The sequence below is a fragment of the Paenibacillus radicis (ex Xue et al. 2023) genome (genome assembly GCF_024722015.1).
Taxonomy (GTDB): Bacteria; Bacillota; Bacilli; order Paenibacillales; family NBRC-103111; genus Paenibacillus_S.
The window spans coordinates 49,428-71,203 of sequence record NZ_JANQBD010000037.1; the positions used below are offsets into that span (position 1 = coordinate 49,428).

The following is a 21,776-nucleotide window of genomic DNA, read 5'->3' on the forward strand; positions in this document are numbered from 1 at the left end:
GATTTATATGGCTTTTGAAAAAGAACTTCCTGAGTGGAAATCACCTGGCGTTGAGCCATCCGCATCGAAGAAAAATGAAGGCTGGAAACCAGGCGAGAAGCCTCCGGCAGACTGGCTGAACTGGACGCAGAATAGAACGTATAAGGCATTGGAAGAGCTGCAAAACCATAAACACACTGGTGCTGCAGGAGATGCAGCGAAGCTTGACAGCAATAGCCTTGCCAATGGCGCGGCTACGGATGCTGTAATTGGGAACCGTACCATTGATGATACAGCTGTGCCAAGTACAGGGCCTAACACAATTACGGGCTTGTTTGGCTCTTTAGGAAAAATGACCCGTCAGATCACTGGAAAAAGCAGCTGGATCACGCCCCCTGCAACAACCTTAGAAGCCGCCAATACTCATATGAATGCAACTACCGGTATACACGGAGCGGTTTCAACTGCGACTCCCAACACATTGTTAGTTCGTGATGCCAACGGCAGAGCTCAAGTCGCTGCTCCAGTAGCTGCAGCGGATATCGCAAGGAAAGATACGGTTGATGCGTTAGAAGCAAAACTGAAGTCCAATCAACTTCTTACCACAAACTTGAATTACGGCCTGCAAACTGTTAATGCAGATCAGGCCGGTCCGGTTGATCTGTCGGCGCGTGGTAGGTCTTTGGTTAATCAACTAGGGTGTGACGGTAATTGTGAGGATGTTAGTAAGTTTTCATCCTCACAAGGTACTGTCGTTTTAGATACAACGTATAAAACAGTTGGTTCGTCTTCAATAAAGGCTACCGTTACTTCAGGTGGCGGTATGTCAGTGAACTACAATTTGAATAGCCGATTGGATACAACTAAGTATTATATTCTTGCAGCAGACACTAAAAACGGGAATGCAACAAATGTCACATTTAGATTTTACAATGGCGGTGCGAATGTTGGCTCAACAGTAAATGCTGTCACAACATCATTTTCTACTCAGTATGTAAAAATAGCCCCTGTCAATTTCGGATCAGCACAGCATATCTATTTTGATGTTAGTGGAGCTAACGGAACCTACGGATTTGTAGATGGTATTCGTCTTTATGAGATATCGGCAGCAGAATATACAGCGCTAGGAACAACTTTGACAGACATTAATCAAATTGCGGCTCGGTATCCATATACCGAAGGCATAGCTAATGTGAATGGGCTGTATGTGAATAAGTCTAGCAAGAACCTACTGCCTCCGTTTAATGAGTGGACGTTACATGCTAATGCACAAGTGAATGAGCCTTATAAGTTGACGTTGAATGCAACAGGATCAAATCAGTATACCAATTTTTTCGTCAACGCTCTACCTAATACGACGTATACATTTAACGTTCAGAATCCCAATTCTCAAACTGTAAAAGCATTATTTTATGCTGATGCAACTTATATATCATCCGGTTATAGTGACATTAGAACTGGTGGCACTTTCACCACCCCATCGAATTGCAATCGGATTCTTGTAGAATTAACAAACTCTATTCCAGGAATGTTCACCTTCACAAACCCAATGCTTACTATAGGCTCCACAGCTGCAACTTTTGAAACGAAATCAGACCAATACATCTATGTCCCTAATCAACAGTTTGCATCCAGTGTAGACGGATCAGTTTACGATACGTTGTATAAGATGGGGAACAAGTACTATAAGGAATCTCGATTTAAGACAGTAGACTTGGACGGTAGTTTAGCGTGGACTTTCTACGCTGGGCATACCGGATATAAAACAGTGACCTTGCCGCCATTTTCGGGACTTGACCTTCAAGCTAAACCAGATAGCGCAATAATGACAAAATATGACGGAAAGATACTGAAAGTCTTAAATGGAGTTGTTGCTGGTCAATCTGGCGATTTATACCGTCAAATGACTGGTGATCCTTATATGTATATCACCGTCTCCAACTCTGACAGTGGATTTGGGGAGTCGTACAATGTTACTACTGCCGACATCAAAAACTACTTCAAAGGTTGGAAACTATCAGACAATGCATTCGGTCAGTACTCAAGCGGTACGAAATACTACACAGCCGTAGACGCTTTAAAAGCAAAATTCTTGAACAAATTCTCAGGGAGTGTAGTAGAGAATCCTCATATAGCAAAATCGAGTACCAATGTTAGTGCAACACTTACTGCGCCATCTGGAGCTTGGCCATCTGAATTTGTAGGGGGTTATGCAAATGTTATTACGTTAGATGGTGTCTCAGCAATCAGTTCGGGTGTGACTAATTTAACCATATCTCAGCAATTATTCTCCTTCAACCTTATAGAACATGTGATACGAAACTACGGTATCGAGATTTTCGGGACAGCAACATCTACTGTTGATCGTGTAACTTGGTTGAAAGCAAATGTAGGCAAGATTACGTGTAACTGGTGGGGATTCGGAAGCAGTGTGGGAGGGAATAAAGCCACACTTACTATGTGGCATGTAGTACAAGCAACATACCATAGTGCGTTAAAAACAACGTCTTTAGGAACTGTTACTAAACTATCGTTCTCTAATGTTGACGGAGGCTCCCCATTATCGTCTTATGTAGACGCTAACGGTTTTGTTCACTTCTTGGCTTACGCGGAAGCATCCAATGGTACTATAGCATCTACGATAAACACCGACTTCGTAGACCTGGATGTTCAACTGCTTGTTCAAACGTTACCTAGCACAACTTATGCAACTAAGAACTATACACCTTACAAACTGCAATACCAACTTGCTTCATCTACGATTGAGGAAATTGCTGTAGAGGGCGATATTGCGCTTCATGAAGGCGGGAATCAAATTGAGGTTGGCAGTGGTTTGATTGTACGCGAGAAAGCAACCTTAGTGAATGATACTACGTATGGTGTCTATCGTTTAGGTACTTCTACCACAAAGCTATCCAAAAGAGTAAGTAAGTTTTTACAGATCTACAAAGATGCTGCTGCAACTAAATTAAATGTCAGTACCTTTGATCCTAATGGTTTGTATTCAGCCTATATATCCCCTGCCCAATATGATTCACTGGCCGATTACTACGCGACCTACATCGCCCTAGACCAGTACAGCATTACATCCAACCCTACTGACGTAAGCATCCAGTACGGTGCGAGCATGGCGACAGTAGTCAGCAACCTGGCACAGGATTTAGCGGATAATACGACTAAGGATAGTGTACAGGATTGGCTATTGTTGCAAGATGGGGCATATCTGGATAATCTCCGACTAGATGTCGATACACATCGAAACGCAAGTACTGCTCATGGCGCAACTCCCAATGCCATAGCTAGTACAATAATACAACGTGATGCCAACGGCCAGGCCAATGTTGGAACGCCCATAGCAAACAGCCATATTGCACGTAAGCAGGATGTGGATAGCGCATCAAATGCAGCTAATGCAGCTCAAACTACAGCCAATAGTGCGCTTACACGAGCAAATGCCAGTTTGCCCAAAGATGGGTTGGAACAAATGACTGGGCCGCTGTCATTTAGCGGAATTGCTCGGATTAGTTCTCCAACTTCATTCGCTGAAATTGACGGTAAAGAAGCTTGTTACTTCGGTTCCAATTGTTATTATGACACTGGCGCTTGGAAAAGACATGACACATCAAAAGCAGCTTGTTTGATGGAAGTTAACTATGCAAGCACAAGCATGACTAGGCTTTATGTTACGACAGCGGGAGCAAACCCCATAACTTGGTCTAATAGTTCTCCAGTGTGGACAGGTTCCAATGATGGAGCAGGAAGCGGACTTGATGCTGATGTGTTACGTGGTTTCGCTCCATTTTATGCAGCTACTGGTGATACGATAGTTACAAGGGAACCGAACGGTAACATCAACGCATCCTCATATAACGGATATATTCCCACAAACAAATTAGGGGATAAAATGGCAGGAACTCTTATTCTGAAAGAAAGTACAGGTCGGATTCATGATATATCTGGAGGTTCTACATTCGAAGTTGGTTCAAATGCTGGTAATGCGTCTTATTTTACTTTGCATAGGCATGGTGAATTTGCTGCATATTTCGGTCTGGATACAGATAATTATTTAAAACTTGGAGGTTGGAGTTTCGGCAACGTTGCGTATAAACTTTGGACGGAACAACTTTTAAGGAATAATGGAAACGGAACGCTTGAATGGAATGATAGCGGCACATGGAAGGCGGTAGGGGGAGTGAAACTTGTACAAAGAGGAATGGTTGGTGTTGGTGGCACCGTAGATGTCACTATTACAGCGGTGAATATGAATAAGTCGTACTTGACTTTCCCGAACTTGAGAAAACCTCAAAACGGGGAATTAGAAATTTACGCATACTTACTAAATTCAACAACGGTAAGAATTGTCATGGCTGGAGCCGTAGGGGCAACAGTCTCTTGGGAAGTTGTCGAATCTTATTAAATAAAGGGAGAATGATCAAATGACGACATATATTTATGCTCAGGTGCAAAATGGAACAGTTATGGCAATATCAGAAGGTCCATCTGAAATGATTTTGTTGGAGGCTAATGACACTCGGTTGCTAGGTACAGCTTATATCGGGACGACACAATCCTTTGCAGAGAACTCAAGCTTTAATGGTTTTAAATCCGTAGTAACTGCCAACAAAACGGAAATCGCCGCTGATGATGTAGATTCCGTCACAATCACCATTAAAATAAAAAATTGGAAGGAGGAAGAAGCAAGTACCTTTAAAGGTGATATTAAGATAAACATTAATGGTTCACGCAAGGATTTAACCGTCATTGATGGGCAAGCATCCTACGTTTATAAGACTACAACAGTTGGAATCAAAAATATATCCACACAAGATGCGGAAGGATTCAACTATATTACACACGGTTCTCTAACGTTGGAGGCCTTTGGGGAATTGGAAGAACTTTAACATCTATAGCTATAAAAAAATAGCCCCCTTATCGGGGCTATTTCATTACACAGAAAGGGCGTGGTGCTCAATGCCACATGACGAAGAGAAAGGTGAAATCCTGCAAAGATTAACGCGAGTAGAAACCAAGCTTGATTTAATGATCAATGCCCGAGATATCGCGAATGAAGCAATGCTATCAACCAAAGCTGCACACAAACGGCTGGACCAATTGGAAGAAAATCAAACATGGCTCTGGCGGACTACTGTAGCAGCTTTAATCATCGGGGCCATCGGACTGCTATGGAAAGGGTTGTGACATGAGCATGGACAGCCAATTTTTCACTTGGGAAGCTCTTTCCACTATGGGAGGAGCTTCTTTGTTGACATTTTTCATTGTCCAGTATTCGAAAACATCATTAGACCGGTGGCTGCCGTTGCCAACTGATATTTATGCCATAATGGTAGCTTACGCTGTCCTTCTCGCCGCCCAGATAGCTGCTGGTGCAAGCCCATTGGATTGGCGCCTGTATGGGCTGACTTTTGCCAATGCTTTTTTAGTTGCAGCAACGGCAGGACATCTTCAAAATAAATCCATCCATCCCCCCGCACTCAAAAAGAAAGGGGATATTCACTTATGAATCCTCAGCAATTCATCAATACTCTAGCACCAACTGCTGTTGCAGAAATGCATCGTACCCGCATCCTAGCCAGCATCACCATAGCGCAGGGTGCATTAGAAAGCGGCTGGGGCGCTTATGCTCCCGGTAACAATCTTTTCGGCATCAAAGGCTCAGGGCAATTGCAAGAAACAAAGGAATTTATCAACGGCCATTGGGCCGATGTGGTAGATGGATTTCGTGTATATGACGACTGGATCGGGAGTGTTATAGACCACTCTCAATTCTTAATGGAAAATGGCCGTTACGCTAAGGCCGGTTTTTTCGAACATTGTACAGCAAAAAATTATAAAGAAGCCGCCTACTCACTGCAAAAGGCAGGGTATGCGACAGATCCGAGCTATGCTTCCAAGCTAATTAGCATCGTTCAGAGCTGGGACTTGGAGCAATATGACCGGATAACGTTAAAGGAGTTGGATGCCTATATGCTCACTGCACAAGACGCCAATAAAGTAATCGGCTTCCTGAAGGCTGCTTACGAAGCTACTACTAATCCTGAAGCTCAAGCCGAATTTCATCATTTAGCCAATGAGCTCCGCAAAGCATCCGGACAACCGGAAGAATAAACGATGAGCTTTTTCTAGCTCGATAAACCTTCGTCAAACTAACAGATACTCACAACCTGGAACCCATCATTTAAAATATACTAGTAACTATAAGCTGCTATACCTATCACTCTACTCTATTAAGAATATGATAACATGCAAGCAATTTATTATCATGTTGATGGGAGAGGATAGTATGAAGTCCGCGAGACCCCGCAGTGCCACTATTCCCAAGAAAGCCGTCCGTCAGACGAAAAGCGCGGGATTGCCCAAAAGTAAGGTCATGTCGCTCTACCGTGCCCAAGTGAAACAGATGCGAAATGAAAAGCCGGTATTAATCAGCCAAACCAGCACTATCATCGGAACCGACAACTCCTGGTTCAATGCCCAAATCATCCCCCGCGATCCTTCCTGGGTTGCAGTGAATAATGCGAGCTACGTATGGTACTCAGGCAACCTGAACAGCAGTAATGCTATTATTTCCAAAACATTTACGCTGGCTCTAAACAGAAATATTTTGGCCTCGACCCTGTTTCTGTCAGTCGATAACTATGCCGTTGTCATCATCAATGGAGTCCCTCTCTTATTCGATGGCCCGACAACTGCAACCTCCAACTTTAACCCGGGTCGCACTTTCAACATCCGCACCTTTCTGCGCAAAGGTCGCAACGACATTGTCATTATAGCTTTCAACGATAACGGCGCTCGAAGTCAGGACAACCCGGCTGGCGTAGCAGCAAGACTTAATATTAACTTGAGCGCAATTCAGTCATAAAGGTCCAAAAGTATATTTGTCAGAGCCAGCTTCTTATACATGAGGCCCACACTTTACCATCTAATTCGGATGGTTTAAGTGTGGGCCTCTTTTTTTATGTGTATCTATGATTACTGGATATCCAAGAATGTCTAAATACCTAAAGATGAGGTTCCACGCGATACTTCAGACCTATCGTTAATGGAAGTTCAACAAGTTAATTTGGTATTATTCTCCATCATTTTTTATTAACTATATTTTTCCCCAAAATTGTAGTAGAGTAGTGTTCGCACAATTATCGTTGTTCGACATTTTCTAGTAAAATTCTTCTTTTTCTGCTTTTATTCTACAATATATTCATTATTTTGTATTATAGTAAATACTACAAAATAATACAAGAGCACTAGGAAAATATTCCTATAAACCGTCTTTTAAGCTGTCTTCCACGAAATCGGGGGCTGCTTTTTTTATTTGTTGTACGGTATGAAGATAGCGTTGGGTAGTATTAATGTGTGTATGTCCAAGGGATTCCTGTACCTGCTGCAAGGTTGCCCCCCGAAGTAGGGCTAAAGTAGCACTCGTATGTCTAAGCCAATGTGGGGTTACCTTTTTCTCTAGACTGCATTGCTGACGGGCTTTTTGAATCATCTTCTCTATAAGTCTTACGGATATGGGGAATACTTTCTGATTTAGGGGCTTTTCCTGTTGCAGGAAAAATTGTTTGCGTTCGCTGAATAATTTCCACAGCATTGCCGGTACCTTCACTTCGCGTTGCTTCCCCCCTTTTCCAAGGATCGTCAACCAAATTGAGCTTTCTTCCGGATCCGTATGGAAATGTCCCCATTCAATAGAGATTAATTCAGATACCCGCAATCCTAATAAAACAAGGGTCAATCCGATTAAATATTCCCTCGATCCCTCGAGTTTCAGCTGTTCAAACAGAAGAAGAACCTCGCGTTTTGTTAAATAATTGTTTTTACTGTTTATGGTTATTTGTGGGGTACGAATGCAGGTCATCGGATTATTTTTGAAAATACCAATATTCGAATCGCTTCCCCATTTGTAGAGAGAACGCAGCGGCGCTAAATAAATGGCAACGGTTGCAGGTGCTTTCGGTTTGTTGTCCTTGCAGAAAAGTCCTTCAAATAGCCCTATCTTATAGACCTCGACATCTTTCCACGTAACGTCCTTCAAAGATTTGTCCCCTATAAAATCGCGAAATTTATTTATGGCACTAAGATAGTTTCTCACTGTATATGTAGAGCGCTGATAGGTGGCAAAAAACATTTTAATAATCTGATCATCGGAATAGGGCTGGTTGTCTACTGAATGGATTGGAAGCTGAAACTGACTGATTTGCGTTAGCATAAGAGCTTTTTCCTCCTTATATTGTTTCGAACAACGATAATTGTGCGAAACACTACTCTACTACATTTTTTGGAAAAGAAGCTAGTTTTGACGGTAAAAAGTGAATAACAATCAGGTCAAAGGCACACCCATCGAAAGATGGGGCCGCAAAACTATAGGGGCTACAACGTTTGAACCACAGAACCACGGAACGTTATGCCAGCCAGTTACCCCAAAAAAAGGCTTCAGTCTATGGGGAGGCCTCTTTTTTCTGAAAAGTATTTGTAGTATTGGTGTTCTATTGAATTTATAGGGGGAGCTGAAGAGGTGAGTTGCTATGGAGAACGGGCTGTGGGTGAAGAAATTGCTTCAACTTTTAGGCAAAGATGTAAATACATACGACCATAGCTTAAGAGTGGGAAAATTATGCAAGATGATGGCAACATATTTACATTTGGACGAAAAACAAACATGCCAATTAATCCTGGGAGGCTGCCTGCACGATATTGGAAAAATATTTATACCCGATCAAATTCTGAAGAAAGCTTCAGCGCTCACCGCACAAGAATGGAAAGTCATGCAGGAGCACCCTTCCCTTGGCGCTAGTATGATACGGGAATATGGGTGTATGGATCAAGAAATCATAGACGTAATTGATTTTCATCATGAGCGATGGAATGGTATGGGGTATCCAAACGGATTAAAGGGAAACAGCACCCCTGAATTCGCCAGAATTTGCGGTATTCTGGATTCCTTCGACAGTATGGTTACCGACCGGCCTTATCGCAAGGGATTAACGTTTAGACAGGCGGAAGAAGAACTTTTGCTCCATAGTGGAACGCAGTTTGACAGCTATTATGTTGATATATTTTTAAGACTATCCCCGTCATTTGGTGAAATATATCCTTTCAAAAAACATACATGAGGTGACTTTCTATGAAATGGTTTTACAATTTGAAAACATCGGTTAAGTTGATCTCTTCCTTTTTTATCATTTCAATGATTTTGGTTTTTGTCGGCATCTACGGCTTGATGAATTTGAGCAAACTCAATGATAGCTTATTTAATATGTATAAAAACAATTTATTGCCCGCCAATCATCTATCCGATGCTCAAATTATATATCAAAGGCTGAGAATTAATCTTCGCGACATAAACGATGCGGATAACAATATCGAAAGGGATCAGCTTTCTGATAAGGGAAAAGGCTTTAGGAAAGATATTGACGGCAGACTCAATGCTTATCGTAAAACTTCTTTATCCCAAGAGGAGATCGAGGTGTTTAAAAAGTTTGACCTTGCATGGCAGGACTACCAGAAAGCGGCGGACAAAGCCATACAAATGAGTTACGAAGGAAGAGATGCCGATTTTAAAGCTTCATTTAAAACCGGGGATTTAAGAAAAATCGGAGATGACTTAAACAACATACTGCAGCAATTAATAGAAATTAACGTTAAAAGTGCGGAGGAGGCCAACGTACAAGGAGACATCCTTTACACCACTTCCCGTTCGGTCACCATTACGGTTATTATTATTTCGCTGTTAGTCAGTATTGGCTTTGGCTACTTAATTGCACAGATTATTGCCCGCCCGTTGAACCGGGTTGTGAAACTGGTGGCCAAGGTGGCGGAAGGCGATTTAACGGAAACATCGGATATTGATACCAAAGATGAAATCGGACGATTAGGTGATTCCATTAATACAATGATACTGAATTTGCGTAAAATTATCGGTAGCGTCTTATCCTCAGCAGAGAGCGTTTCCGCGGCTGCCCAGCAAATATCGGCCACTACGGAGGAAATCGCCAGCGGAAGCACGAGTCAAGCCCAGGCTGCTCAAACAATGAACGAGCTGTTCAAGGAATTATCCTCGGCGATAAGCTCGGTAGCAAGCAATGCAGAGCAGACATCCGAATTAGCCAACAAAACGATGCAAACCGCTCATGATGGCGGTATCGTTGTGCGTTCTTCCATTGAGGGCATGAATTTGGTAAATGAACAGATGTCGCGAATGGAAAGTGATTCTGACAAAATTGGTGAAATTATTGAAGTCATAGACGATATTGCCGACCAAACCAACCTTCTTGCTTTAAATGCGGCGATAGAAGCGGCCAGAGCCGGGGAACAAGGCAGAGGATTTGCCGTAGTAGCTGATGAAGTGCGCAAGCTGGCAGAACGAAGCAGTGAAGCAACCAAACAAATTACAGCCATTATAAAAGGCATGCAGCAGAATACCCGTCAATGCGTAAAGTCAGTGAGCGAAGGCGTTATTTCATCGCAAGAATCAGGCGAAGCGTTCAAAAACATTATTAATATGGTCAATGAAACGGCGAACAAAGCGGCGGAAATTGCAGCCGCCAGCGAGGAACAAGCCGCTCAAACTACAGAAGTTTTAATCTCTATTGAAAGTATTTCTGCGGCTACCGAAGAATCGGCTGCCAGCAGTGAGGAAACCGCCATGACCGCCCAATCACTTGCCCAATTGGCAGAAGAATTAAATAACAATGTAACCATTTTTAAAATATAAGAAGGTGGGTAAATGGACGTAAACAAACCGGAGCAGTACATCGAGGTCGGTATTGGGGAAGAAAAATATGCGGTAGGAATCCAGGATATCCATGAAATTATTAGATTACGGGATATAACAGAGCTTCCGAACCGTGAGGCTTATTTCAAAGGGGTTATCAACTTAAGAGGCAAGATAGTACCGGTAATCAGCCTGCGCATCCGATTCGGTATCATGGAGGAGCCCTATACCAAATCAACCCGGATTATCGTAATCAATCATGCCGGTGAGATGGTTGGAATAATCGTGGATCGGGTCGAGAAAGTAACGACCCTTTCGGAAATACAGCCCCTGGATACGATTGGGGATACCGATAGTTCCTGCATCACCGGTTTTGGAAAAACGGAAACGGGATTAGTTTGTATATTGAATCTGGAGCAAGTTCTTCAAAAATAGGTACTGATGGGCACACATAGCCGACGTACAACTGCTACAGCACATAGCGAAAGGGAATCCCATGGGGTTCCCTTTTTGCTGCCTTCTCTTTGCCTTGTATTCCACTATTTCACAGTTCTTTGGTGTTGACTCCTTGTTGACTCGGAATTGCTCCGGAAACACCAAAAAAAGGCGTACAGCATCAAACTCGCTGTACGCCAATATCTGCGGGACGCGGTTTCGCGTCCTCTTACTCTCTCCCCGTCGCTACCGGATTGTCGCTATAGCTAACCCAATCGCTCCAGCTGCCGGAGTAAAGCTTCACGTTAGTGTAGCCCGCTGCATGCAAAGCAAGTACATTCGGGCAAGCCGTTACGCCGGAGCCGCAGTACACAATGATTTCATCTGCTGATTGCAAGTCGGTAAACCGCACTTTTTGCGATTCAGCTTCCTTCCAGTTGCCTTGCTCATCAAGGCCATCTTTCCAGAAATACTGCTTTGCCCCAGGGATATGACCCGCTACTGGGTCGATTGCTTCCTCAAGTCCCAAATATCTGCGTTCTTCACGAGAATCGATAAGTACAGTGCCTGGACGGCCAATACGGCTCTTTACATCCTCCATGCTGACCAAAATGCCGTCTTGAGGTTTCGGTTCAAACACAGTCGGATGCTCTATCGCAGGTTCATCCGTTACAGGATAACCTGCTTCCTTCCACTTCGTGTAGCCTCCATCCAGCACGTACACTTGGGAAAGTCCGAGATAATGAAGAATCCACCATAAGCGCGAAGCCATGGCTCCGCCTTGATCATCATAAACAATTACAGTCTTTTCGTTATTTATGCCGGCCTCGCCAATTTTAAGTACAAGTTCATTCCAATCTGGCAGCGGATGTCTTCCTCCATGTACGTCTTTTGGAGCTGACAAGTCCTGTTCCAAGTCAAAATACACGGCGCCGGGGATATGATCGACAGCATAAGCCTCTCGGCCCGCACTTGGATTCCCTAATAAAAAACGGCAGTCTGCAATAACGACATGTTCGTCTGTACCATGGTCAAACAGCCAATCCTGACTCACTATATGCTGCATCATAAACACTTCCTTTACTGTGTGGATATCTCTACTAGTATACAACGGATTAGCGTCCCAGCAAAACGAAAAAATTCCGCTATTTGGTAATTGGTTCGACAAACCACCAAGCAGCGGGTACAATAGGGTTGAAAAAGAATTGGAAAACCGTAGGGTCTCAAAGGAGTTTACCCCATTATGCTTACTTCACCAACATTCCGAATCGCACCTTTAACTGAAGCCCATTGTATGGACATCTGCACTTGGTCCTACCCGGCTCCTTACAATATATACAATTGGAGTCCATGGGATATCATGCTCTCCGAGCAAGAAGAATTTGCAGACGCTGAACTGCGGGAGCAGCAATACCGGGCTGTCTTAGACGAAGATGGCCTCATGTATGGCTTTGCCCAGTTTTTCCCCATCACTGGAGTTACACGGCTTGGACTAGGCATGCGTCCTGAATTATGCGGCCGAGGCCATGGAGTTGAATTTGTACGCGCCATAGCAGCCGAGGCCAAAAGAAAAGCACCCACCAACGAAATTGATTTGGAGGTGCTTAGCTGGAATATTCGCGCGTTCCGCGTCTATGAGAAAGCAGGCTTCGTGCATACCGATACGTACAATAAAATAACGCCAACCGGTAGGGATTTGTTTTACTGCATGGAATGGAAACCAAAGCGCACTAACAAGTAATCGGTTGACCTACTGCCGAAAATGGACGAAACATGAGGCTGGACCACTTTTTGAAAATGCCCAGGCTATCGTCGACGTTATAAGCTATAAAAGCTGAGCTACCTTATCCCGCTATCTGCCCAAAGCATTATCGAAGCGTTCTGCCGCTTCAAAATCAAGCGCGCTCAACCCGCCAGCATGCCATGAGGTGAGCCTCAACGTCACCCTTTTATAATCAATGGCGATCAAAGGATGATGGTTTAATTCCAGCTCCGCGATACTCGCCACCTTGTCAACGAAAGCAATACCGGATAAATATTCGGTGAACCTATATACTTTGATGATCCACTTTCCGTCCGCTTCTCGGTTCCAGCCCGTCAACTGCTCCAGTCGTGCATTAATTTCTTCTTCTGTCAGCTTCTCCATCGATCCATCTCCTTAGAGCTTTAATACAGCAAAGCTTAGTTTGCTTCGGAAGCACTGTCTGAGCTTTGCTGCGGCAAAGCTTGCTTGGCATGGCTTAATCAGCTCCGACTTCCCCGCACGTGACCATTCTCATTCAAGCCTGTACGCGCAGCTCGTCTACTGAAACGCGACGTTGCCCCATCGGGACCGTTGGCGCATTCACGATTTGAGCAGAAGGTTCGCCAGCATCTTTCATGCGCGCAAGAAGCCGCAACTTCAATTGATCAGCTACCGTTCTGAGTGACTCCACTCCTACCAGATTCGACAGCTCATACGGATCGGCTTGCAAATCATACAAAAACTCTTCCTCATAGATGTCTGAGCCCGAGTCAGACCATCCGTCTTTTCCAGCCGCTTTTACACTGTATTTCCAACGGTCAGTTCTTATAGCTCGGCCTACCTGCGATTCGCTGATCTGTACGAAAACCTCTTGAGGCCAATCTGCTCTGGCCTGCTTTCCATGCAGCAGCGGCAGAATCGACCGTCCCCGCATGGCCTCCGGCACCTTAATGCCAGCAGCATCAAGCATGGTTGGAGGAAGGTCAATCAAACTGACGAGCTCTGTTATACGCCGTCCGTCTTGGAAGCCAGGACCACATATCGCAGTCGGAACCCGAATCGAGCTATCATGGCAGGAACGCTTGTATTCGCCGTTTCTCGTTTTAAAATGGCAAGCATGATCCGATGTAAATAAGATAATCGTATTTTCCGCTAAATTCAAGCTCTTTAAAGTGTCCATTAATCGGCCGAGGGCGTCATCAAGCCTCTTAACCATGCCGTAATAGCCGTCCAAATGCTGATGAGCCGTTCCACCTAACGATGCAAGATCAGGCGGTACCCAGCGGCTTGTATACGCCCCCTGATAAACATCGGGCGATGGGTAATTATCCGTATGGTTTTGATGATGCGGCTCCAAATAGGACACAAACATATAGAACGGATCCGCCTGGTGCTGATCGATATAGCGGATTGCCGCATCCGTCAAAGCATCAACCCGATAACCGGGAAGCTTCACAGCCTCGTTAGCCTGGTTATAAACAACCGTATCGTATGCATCTGATGAAAACTCCAGCACATTCGAAGCCAGCCAGTGGTCATAACCGCCCCTCTGCGCCTCGGGGACAGGCTCTTCCCCGGCCAGATGCCATTTCCCTATATAAGCGGTTTGATAACCGGCTTCTCCAAAATGGTGGGCCAATGTTTTTGCTTCCGCAGGCAGAGGAATTCCGTTGCGGTAACAACCCGATGCGGTCGCATACAAGCCCGTCTGCAAGCAGGATCTGGCGGGTCCACAAACCGGCTGACAAGTAAATGAATGATAAATATGTGTACCCGTCCGCGCCATCCGGTCAAAATTCGGTGTTAGATTGAGCGGATTGCCATGTACACCCGTTGTATCCCAACGCTGCTGATCAGTAAAAAAGACAATGACATTCGGCTGCGCAGATCGCCCGGAACCTGACTCATTTACCAGCTTTAAATCATCCATGATGGACTCACTCCTCACTTATTTTATTCAATGATTATCCAACCTTTTTTAAAACCCGCTCCATTTCGTAAGCCCGCAATCAATACTTACCATAATCCACTTCCACCCATTCTTCGTGCCAGCCAATTGGAGAACAACAGCATAAGCAATCCGACAACGGATTGGAACAAACCCGCAGCAGCAGCCAGTGAATATCTTCCCATCGTCAAGCCGACCCGGTAAACGTAAGTATCCAAAATATCCGCCACGCTATATACCAAAGGATTGTATAAAATAAACACCTGATCAAAACCCGCAGATAAAATATGGCCTGTACGTAAAATCAATAAAATAACGATGGTGTTGGCAATGGACGGTATCGTGACATAACGAACCAATTGAAACCGGCTGGCTCCATCCATTCGGCCTGCCTCATATAACTCAGGATTTATTCCCGCTATAGCAGCCAAATAAATAATAGTTCCCCATCCAGCCTCCTTCCAAATATTTGACCACACGAGCAGCGAACGGAAATTATCCGGCTGCATAATCGGCGATGATTCCATACCGAACACCGCTAAAATGCCGGTGCTAGGCGAGAGGAGTGTAAACATCATGCCGCCCAATACAACCCAGGAGAGAAAATGCGGAAAATAGACGATAGTCTGGATAAGCCGTTTGATACCATTACTGAACACCTCATTAAGCAGCAAAGCCAATATAATGGGTGCAGGAAACCCGAAAATAAGTCTGTAAAAACTAATAATAATGGTATTGGTGAAAGCGACCCAGAAATCCTCCGTTTCGAACAAAATCCGGAACCACTTCATTCCGGACCAAGCACTGTCCATCACACCCAAAGATAGCTTATAATCCTTAAACGCGATCAGGATACCGATCATTGGAATGTATTTAAATACAAGAAAATAAATCAAACCCGGAAGCATTAGTAAATAGTAATATTTGTACTTCACCACCAGCTTCCAGAGCACAGATTGGCGAGTTGAAATACCCCCTCCCGATAAGGGGTAGGCCTTATTGATTCTCATCCCAGTCACCTCCCGGATGTTCTTTATTTCCTTAGACGCGAGACGTTTTTTTCTCCAGCAGTTTTTTTCGGTATTCCCCTGGAGTGATCCCCTCGTACTTTTTGAAAAAACGGATGAAGCTATGAGCGTCATGATAGCCTACCTGCTGACTTACCTCTTGCAGCGAGTAACGCGATTCTCCCTTCAACAGCTCGATGCCTCGTGTAATGCGATACCGGCTTAGATATTCAAGTGGGGGTTTACCGGTCTCCAATTTGAAAACCCTGCTTAAATAGTTTCCGCTTATGCCCACATAACCGGCAATATCGCCAATAGATATGTTACTTGCATAATGAACTTCGATAAATTCAATAGCTTTGGCTATATAGAGACTGTAGTTCATCCCTTCCTGCTGCTGCTTGAGCCGCTCAATCAATGCATGAATATACTGGTAAATGAACTGCTCCAGCTCCACATTATTAGCACATCCGTTCAAGTCCAATAAATTGGATGAAATGGCTGTATCGTAACCCTCCTGATAGAGCTCATTCTTGACACTGCTAATCAGCATCACAATCATTTCAAGTAATCTTTCACGTGGGTAGCTGCCGTTGTAAACATAGTTTGTAAAAAACTCTGAAACACAGCTGTCTGCTTTCTGCCGGTCCGTCCCCATAATGTAATGCGCAAGCTCTTTTTGGACAGCAAGCGGATATTCCAACCGATTATCCCCCTCCATTTCCTGTACAAAAACCACATCCGTCTTATTAAATAAGGCTTTACAGCTCATTACACGTTTAGCTTCAGCATACGACTGATGAACACTATCCAGCGATTCATAGCATCGGCCCACCGAAAATTGAAGGGAAACCTGGCATTCGAGCTGCAGCATTTCGTTAGTTTCACGCAAGTAATTGATGAGCTGAGCTTGAGTAGAATCATTGAGCCCCGCCTGCTCCAGATTAAGAATAAATCCGAATTGACCATGATCCAGCAAGGTTCCGGCAATAGGCAGCTTTTTCATTAATGCCGTTTCAATCGTACTAAAAGCGAGCAGTCTCAAGCTGCTGTCAGTCACCTTATGCTCCACAAAATGAGGGACAGCTAACAAAACCGCAAAGTTAAGGTATGGAAAGTGTACGTTACTCTGATACAGAGCAGCTGGTATTTGTTTGAATTCCATGACATGATTGTTAAGAATATCGTAGATAAGACGGTTTCTGACAATAGGTTTGTTTTGCTCCATGGTCAGCTTGATTTCTTCATTCTCACGGATCATTTTTTTCCAGGGGCGGTACATTTTCAAAGCAATTAAATAGGAAAGAATCCAGCCCAAAAGAATAACTCCCACAGATACGTTGACTATCGTGCTCTTGACTGTCTCCATATCTCGTTCGTACGTAACATAAGGGACAGCCTTCACGAAAATCCACGAATTGAACCTCGACCTTTCGTAGCTGGTAATATATTGAGTTTGACCGCTTGTTATTAAGCCAGATCCGGATGAGCCCTCAAACCGCGTTTCCTTAAATAGATCATTTGCCTCATTCCTGCCGTAGACGATTCGCCCCGTAACTCCATTAATGATGTACACATCTTCTAAAGTCGAGTTCGTTAACCGAAATAGTGCATCAAAGAATACATCTTTCTTTACATTAATGATTAAATTGCCCAACGCCTCTTTATTTGTAATGGGAAGGGGGCGGCTGAAGCTGATCACTTCAACTTCGGGATCCATGCTGCTCTGAATTCGTCTGATCTCGTAGTCGTTGGGCTCTGAACCTTGCTTTTGAATACTTTGAAGCCACTCTCTGTCATAAAAATTGGACGGACTGTAAAAACCCTCATTCGTCGTCAGCACTTTGTCGTTTAATTTGAAATAAACGTAGATCGAATAAAACAGCTTATTCGTCGAAATCTGATCCCTCAAATTTTCCTTCAGCAGATTAAAATCATATATATCATACTTAAACGGATTTACCAGCTTGGCATTTAGATCCGGTATCATTGCCAGCTGCATCGCCAAATGATTGATATTATCTACAACCATTCGGGTCTGCGTATACAGAAAATCCAAGTCTGTTTTGGCATTCTTTTCGTATTCCTGCTGCTTCTGTGAAGCCAGATGCAAGTAATATAAAATACTGATAATGATGACAGGAACCATGATCATCACCGAATATGATAAAAATATTTTCCAGAAATACGATGTTCGACGCTTGCGATCCACCTGCAACCCCCCTCACCCGCGCTAAACGGCGTCCAGAACATGAAAGCGCTTCAATATCTTCTATGTTCTATGCCTAAGGGAATATTCCTTCTTCTCTTTTAGGGTAAGGGAAGTTGACCGTTAAACCGTCAGCTTACTTGCCCTTCTTCTTCCATTCTTCATTTACCTGCTGTTCAATGGCTTTTCCACCTTGGCTATAGTATTTGGTTACGAATTCATCCCACTTATCCACTGACCACGTACCTGTGACAATTTTAGAGTAATACTCGGACCACAGCTTAGGTAAATCCGGGTAATCCAGCATAGCCTGAGTCGTTTTCCAGAATTGGTTCTTCACCGTGTACTTATTCGTTGTCTCCATCGCTCCCAAAGCCTCTTCCGTCATCCAACGGCGGTCAACCACTTGAATAAATCGAATCGGATTGGAGAATCCTTGCGCATATAACTCTGAGTAAGAAGGAACCTTCATTTCGACGCGGTTCTTGGCCTTATCAAAGGTGTAGTGCTCTTTATCCACTCCATAGGTAACAAGAGGAAATCCTTCCTCGGTAGCCGACCAATCGATCAATTTCATCAGTTGCTCGGGATTTTTGGTTTTAGCGGAAATAGCTCTTATATCATTGTAGGCTGGTGCATTTTCAGGCCATCCTTGCTTGCCGTTGGGTCCAACAGGGGGGGCTAAGATCTGTAGGTTGCTGGTTGGCACTGCCTTCTTCATCGATAAGTTAATAGGCTGCTTAGGATCAACGTTAAATGCACTCCCTTCAAAAATACCAACCTTAGAGCCAATAGCCTTTTCTTCCAGCTGCTTCGTCTCCATAATAACGAATTCCGGGTCAATCAAGCCTTCTTTGAACCATTTTTGCAGAAGGGCCAGCACTTCCTTCGCTTCCGGAAGCACCATTCCTTGCTTGAGCTGACCGTCCCTTTCATGCCAAAAAGCCGGGATAATACCGTACGCTCCAAAAATGGCCGAGAAAGGGGTCAATTGAGGATTAGCCGGCTTAGCTGCGCTTAATCCGTAAGTGTCCTTCTTGCCGTTTTTATCCGGATCGTTATTCGTAAATGCTTGCAGAACCTTGTAGAACTCATCCAATGTCTTCGGCTGCTTTAAACCGAGCTGATCCAGCCAATCTTGACGTACAGTGAATCCGTTAGTATCCGGACCATTAAACGGCTCCGGCCGGTAGCCCACAGGAAGACCATACACCTTGCCTTTATACTTCAGCGCTTCCAGATCGGATTGTTTAATCAGCTTCTGAATGTTGGGGGAGTTCTTGATCAAATCATCCAACGGTATAATCAAGCCTTCATCTGCGAACCGTGTTAAGGACGGAATATCTACATTGAAGAAATCAGGCAGCTCTCCAGACGAAGCGAATAAATTTAATTTGGTGTAGTATTCCGTTCCGCTGGCTAGAGTTACATTGAAATCGATATTTTTGAGTCCTGCCTTATCTAGAGCAGCCAATACTTCCTTCTTACCTCGGCCACCATCGGCTGGATATTCAGGAGCGCCGAAATTTCGGAATATCTTATAGGTTTGCTTTTGCGCAACGGCCGGCTCCTTGTTCTCCTTATTATCCTTTGCCGCGGTCTCGCCTGGTTTGGGTGTCTGCTGACCCCCCCCATTATTTGCCGAACAAGCCACTAATGATGCTGTAAAGATGAATGCAAGCGAGCTTATCCATAACCTGCTCTTCATGATTATTCCTCCTTATCGTTTTTCGAAAGAAAAAAACTTCTATAAGCATTTAGCTTTTAACAGAACCTAGCATAGCACCCTTCACAAAATGTTTTTGCAAAAAAGGGTATATACACAGGATGGGGATAAGAGCTACGATAATCGTTGCCGCGACTACCGAGTCAACAGACGAGCCCGTCAGCTCTCCAGTCATTCGCGCCGTCACCTGCCCATTGATAACATCCCTTAACATGAGCGGCAGTGTGTATTTGCTTTTATCCGTCAAATAAATGAGCGCCTGCAAATAATTATTCCATAGGTTGACGGCCTCCCATAGCGAGACTGTAGCCAGAACCGGCTTGGAAAGCGGTAGCACGATAGAGAAAAAAATACGAACCGGATTAGCCCCGTCAATCATCGCCGAATCCTCCAGCTCCACGGGAAGCGTACGAAGGAAGCTCATGATGATAATAATGTTGAAAGCCGATATAGCTGTAGGCAATATTAAAGACCACAACGAATTAATCAGGCCCAATTCCTTCACTAAGATGTAGGTAGGTATCATTCCCCCGCTAAACAGCATTGTAAATAGAACAAGTACAAGGATCCATTTCTGTATCGGCATTTCTTCCTTGGTCAACGGATAGGACATCATGGCCGTTAATAAAACGCCGACTACAGTCCCTACAACCATGATGAATATGCTGTTACCATACGCTACCCATATATAGTCGTTGCCAAGCACCATTCTGTAGGCATCCAGCGTAAATGATCTCGGCCAGAAAAAGGCCCCTCCTCTCATTGCTTCTTCCATAGAGCTTAACGACAAAGCCAACTCATGCCACAGTGGATACAACATGATCAATGTTATGAAAGTCAGAAATCCCAGGTTAAAAACATCAAAAATTCCGCCTCTTGCTATCCTCAATTAACTTCACCTCCTACGCCTGAGACAAATGAATACGCTATCATTTTGGCATACATAGAATGAACTGGACCAGAGTCACTATTTGTATTTATGTTTACATCCTTGCTTTTAACTAAATTTGGAGGGAAATGATACATGATGTTTGATTTCATACACGTTTTGTGGCGGAGGCTCGCTCGCTGTTGTATTTATTGATCATATTTGGCGTGCCTATATTCACTAACCCCTTCGATCAGTACGAAATCCCTTTTACCCGCTATCCCCTTTACTCAAAACGAAATCCCTTTAGCCACTTTCCCCTTCTCTCAGCACGAAAATCCTTTTACCCACTATCCCTTCACTCAGCACGAAATCCTTTTTTAACCGCTATCCCCTTTACTCAGCACGAAAATCCTTTAGCCACTATCCCCTCCACTCAGCACGAAATCCTTTTTGCCCACTATCCCCTTCATTCAGTACGCAAGCCCTTTTGCCCACTATCCACTTCATTCAGTACGCAAGCCCTTTTAACCACTATCCCCTTCATTCAGTACGAAATCCCTTTTAACCACTATCCCCTTCATTCAGTACGAAATCCCTTTTAACCACTATCCCCTTCATTCAGTACGAAATCCCTTTTAACCGCTATCCCCTTTTTTTACCGCACCCCAAAAGTTCCAAATGAACCTCAATCAAACATTCTATATAACTTTGCACGAGTGTGAGCTGCGTTTTTTAGTGTCTCATCTTATCCCGAACAGTCTGAAGCCTCACCTTCACTTGCTGACTCTATCTATTTGAAACTGGTTTACTGAGCAAAGGGGATAGTGGCCAAAAGACTAACTATGACTATAAAAACATAAAATAAATCTCACCATGGAAAATAATCCGCATCATATATTCATCAAAGCATTATCCTTATTCACCAGAAATATTCGTGTATTGGAGGTAACTTTTTTTGCAATATCAGACTTGTTAAGCTTCGCTGAAAACGTATATAGTCTGGCGTGTAATATAATCCACTAAAGAAGGGAAATCCCCAGCAACTATCGAAGATACGAAGCACCTGACAAAGAGCTTCAATCTATACCTACCCTACCACAGGAGGTTGAAGTCGCATGGGGAAAT

18 protein-coding genes and 1 riboswitch are annotated in these 21,776 nt (G+C 44.0%); of the genes, 10 read left to right on the top strand and 8 right to left on the bottom strand.

What is annotated here, in order from left to right:
• The first annotated feature begins 7 nt into the window (after nucleotides 1-7).
• The 6 genes from NV381_RS33890 to NV381_RS33915 all read left to right on the top strand — a co-directional run bounded on the left by NV381_RS33890 (nucleotide 8) and on the right by NV381_RS33915 (nucleotide 6,859).
• Nucleotides 8-4,396 (top strand): hypothetical protein, encoded by a 4,389-nt coding sequence (locus NV381_RS33890; RefSeq protein WP_258217722.1) that lies wholly within the window; start codon nucleotides 8-10, stop codon nucleotides 4,394-4,396.
• Nucleotides 4,397-4,415: 19 nt separating this feature from the next.
• On the top strand, nucleotides 4,416-4,880 hold the full coding sequence (locus NV381_RS33895) for a hypothetical protein (RefSeq protein WP_258217723.1): 465 nt from the start codon (nucleotides 4,416-4,418) through the stop codon (nucleotides 4,878-4,880).
• 70 nt (nucleotides 4,881-4,950) lie between these two features.
• The gene (locus NV381_RS33900; protein WP_258217724.1) at nucleotides 4,951-5,178 is read left to right on the top strand and encodes a hemolysin XhlA family protein; all 228 of its coding nucleotides are present in this window, start codon (nucleotides 4,951-4,953) and stop codon (nucleotides 5,176-5,178) included.
• Nucleotides 5,179-5,239: 61 nt separating this feature from the next.
• Complete coding sequence (locus NV381_RS33905) at nucleotides 5,240-5,500, top strand: hypothetical protein (protein ID WP_258217725.1); 261 nt, start codon at nucleotides 5,240-5,242, stop codon at nucleotides 5,498-5,500.
• Nucleotides 5,497-6,105 (top strand): glycoside hydrolase family 73 protein, encoded by a 609-nt coding sequence (locus NV381_RS33910; RefSeq protein ID WP_258217726.1) that lies wholly within the window; start codon nucleotides 5,497-5,499, stop codon nucleotides 6,103-6,105. The genes NV381_RS33905 and NV381_RS33910 overlap by 4 nt, the downstream gene beginning before the upstream one ends.
• Nucleotides 6,106-6,280: 175 nt before the next feature.
• The gene (locus NV381_RS33915; protein WP_258217727.1) at nucleotides 6,281-6,859 is read left to right on the top strand and encodes a hypothetical protein; all 579 of its coding nucleotides are present in this window, start codon (nucleotides 6,281-6,283) and stop codon (nucleotides 6,857-6,859) included.
• Between the two features lie 396 nt (nucleotides 6,860-7,255).
• Here the strand turns inward: NV381_RS33915 and NV381_RS33920 are convergent, their stop codons facing one another.
• The gene (locus NV381_RS33920; protein ID WP_258217728.1) at nucleotides 7,256-8,206 is read right to left on the bottom strand and encodes a tyrosine-type recombinase/integrase; all 951 of its coding nucleotides are present in this window, start codon (nucleotides 8,204-8,206) and stop codon (nucleotides 7,256-7,258) included.
• Nucleotides 8,207-8,317: 111 nt separating this feature from the next.
• Nucleotides 8,318-8,420, top strand: a riboswitch (cyclic di-GMP riboswitch).
• A gap of 102 nt (nucleotides 8,421-8,522) precedes the next feature.
• Here NV381_RS33920 and NV381_RS33925 point away from each other — a divergent pair.
• From NV381_RS33925 to NV381_RS33935, 3 genes are read left to right on the top strand one after another with little or no spacing between them, the layout of a single operon-like run.
• A complete protein-coding gene (locus tag NV381_RS33925; protein WP_258217729.1) occupies nucleotides 8,523-9,110 on the top strand; it encodes an HD-GYP domain-containing protein in 588 nt (195 codons plus the stop codon).
• Between the two features lie 11 nt (nucleotides 9,111-9,121).
• Nucleotides 9,122-10,711, top strand: a complete 1,590-nt coding sequence (locus NV381_RS33930; protein ID WP_258217730.1) for a methyl-accepting chemotaxis protein — start codon at nucleotides 9,122-9,124, stop codon at nucleotides 10,709-10,711.
• 12 nt (nucleotides 10,712-10,723) lie between these two features.
• Nucleotides 10,724-11,146 (top strand): chemotaxis protein CheW, encoded by a 423-nt coding sequence (locus NV381_RS33935; protein ID WP_258217731.1) that lies wholly within the window; start codon nucleotides 10,724-10,726, stop codon nucleotides 11,144-11,146.
• Between the two features lie 229 nt (nucleotides 11,147-11,375).
• On the opposite strand, the gene NV381_RS33940 is transcribed toward NV381_RS33935, so the two are convergent.
• Nucleotides 11,376-12,212, bottom strand: coding sequence for a sulfurtransferase (locus NV381_RS33940; RefSeq protein ID WP_258217743.1), 837 nt, complete (start codon nucleotides 12,210-12,212; stop codon nucleotides 11,376-11,378).
• Nucleotides 12,213-12,389: 177 nt separating this feature from the next.
• Between NV381_RS33940 and NV381_RS33945 the strand changes: the two genes are divergently transcribed.
• Nucleotides 12,390-12,887, top strand: coding sequence for a GNAT family N-acetyltransferase (locus tag NV381_RS33945; RefSeq protein WP_258217732.1), 498 nt, complete (start codon nucleotides 12,390-12,392; stop codon nucleotides 12,885-12,887).
• A gap of 111 nt (nucleotides 12,888-12,998) precedes the next feature.
• Here the strand turns inward: NV381_RS33945 and NV381_RS33950 are convergent, their stop codons facing one another.
• The 6 genes from NV381_RS33950 to NV381_RS33975 all read right to left on the bottom strand — a co-directional run bounded on the left by NV381_RS33950 (nucleotide 12,999) and on the right by NV381_RS33975 (nucleotide 20,669).
• Nucleotides 12,999-13,292, bottom strand: a complete 294-nt coding sequence (locus NV381_RS33950) for a 4a-hydroxytetrahydrobiopterin dehydratase (protein WP_258217733.1) — start codon at nucleotides 13,290-13,292, stop codon at nucleotides 12,999-13,001.
• Nucleotides 13,293-13,425: 133 nt separating this feature from the next.
• The gene (locus NV381_RS33955) at nucleotides 13,426-14,820 is read right to left on the bottom strand and encodes a sulfatase-like hydrolase/transferase (RefSeq protein ID WP_258217734.1); all 1,395 of its coding nucleotides are present in this window, start codon (nucleotides 14,818-14,820) and stop codon (nucleotides 13,426-13,428) included.
• A gap of 86 nt (nucleotides 14,821-14,906) precedes the next feature.
• Nucleotides 14,907-15,848: an ABC transporter permease gene (locus tag NV381_RS33960; protein WP_258217735.1), complete on the bottom strand. Its 942-nt coding sequence runs from the start codon at nucleotides 15,846-15,848 to the stop codon at nucleotides 14,907-14,909.
• Between the two features lie 31 nt (nucleotides 15,849-15,879).
• Nucleotides 15,880-18,057, bottom strand: a complete 2,178-nt coding sequence (locus NV381_RS33965; protein WP_258217736.1) for an AraC family transcriptional regulator — start codon at nucleotides 18,055-18,057, stop codon at nucleotides 15,880-15,882.
• 133 nt (nucleotides 18,058-18,190) lie between these two features.
• On the bottom strand, nucleotides 18,191-19,762 hold the full coding sequence (locus tag NV381_RS33970) for an extracellular solute-binding protein (RefSeq protein WP_258217737.1): 1,572 nt from the start codon (nucleotides 19,760-19,762) through the stop codon (nucleotides 18,191-18,193).
• A 49-nt stretch (nucleotides 19,763-19,811) separates the two neighbouring features.
• Nucleotides 19,812-20,669: a carbohydrate ABC transporter permease gene (locus NV381_RS33975; protein WP_258217738.1), complete on the bottom strand. Its 858-nt coding sequence runs from the start codon at nucleotides 20,667-20,669 to the stop codon at nucleotides 19,812-19,814.
• Nucleotides 20,670-21,776: the final 1,107 nt, after the last annotated feature.